Consider the following 860-nt stretch of genomic DNA (forward strand, 5'->3'; position numbering starts at 1 on the left):
CGCTTGTCCAGTGTCTGCCACGCCAGCTTCTGGTCGTCCACCGCCTTCCGGATCGATTCCCCCTGGTTTCGGGCCGACTCGCGGGCCGACACCGCCAGCGCCGACGGGTCCTCCGACGTCGGCAGACCCGACGCCACCCCCGCCACCCCCTGCAACACCTTGGTCGCGGCCTGTTCGGCCGCCGCCGGGATCAGGCCGACCGCCGGGGCGTTGTCCACCAAACCGCCCGGCGTCGTCCCGCCCCACGCCGCGTTCAGCATCTTCCGCGACATCAGTTCGCCGCGAGGCTGATACTCCGACACGTCCTGGGGATTGTCCGCCAGACTCCAGAACTCGTCGAAGGTGATCGACTGGTCCTCTACCGGCGTCCCCGTCGAACCGGGGGTGTCCATGCTGCTGGTGTTGACTTCGCGTTTCGTCGCCGCGTCGGCCGTCAGCGTCAGCGTCCGGACCATTTTGCTCCAGTTCGAGTAGGTCCCGTTACTGCTCCCGTCCTCGCGCGTGAACGTTTGGGAGCCCGTCCGCACCTTCGCCTCCCCGACGGCCGTCCCCCCCAGATTCCCCGCCCAGTCCGACCGGCTGGCCGGGTCCAGAAACCGGTTCGTCGTCTTCAGCGAGCCCCGGAAGCTCAGCGTCATCGTCGAGTTGCCCGCCCGGTGGTGATACTCCGACGACGCGTCCACCGTCTCCAAAGAACCCAGCCAGTTGTACCCCTGATGCTCCGGCGTCTCCCGTGTGGCCGTCTCGTCAAATGTCGACGTCATCGATCGCGACGAACGCGTCCCCGTCCCCAGCGACTCTGACGACAGCGTCCCCGAACGACTGTCCGTCATGTAACCGGTCGTCGTCGATTCCGTCCG

At 67.4% G+C, this 860-nt stretch carries 1 protein-coding gene; it reads right to left on the bottom strand.

What is annotated here, in order from left to right; translation table 11 throughout:
- A partial coding sequence (locus BGIM_RS47955) for a hypothetical protein (protein ID WP_040887447.1) occupies positions 1-764 on the bottom strand: 764 nt, incomplete at its 3' end.
- Positions 765-860: the final 96 nt, after the last annotated feature.

Source organism: Zavarzinella formosa DSM 19928, assembly GCF_000255705.1.
Taxonomy (GTDB): Bacteria; Planctomycetota; Planctomycetia; order Gemmatales; family Gemmataceae; genus Zavarzinella; species Zavarzinella formosa.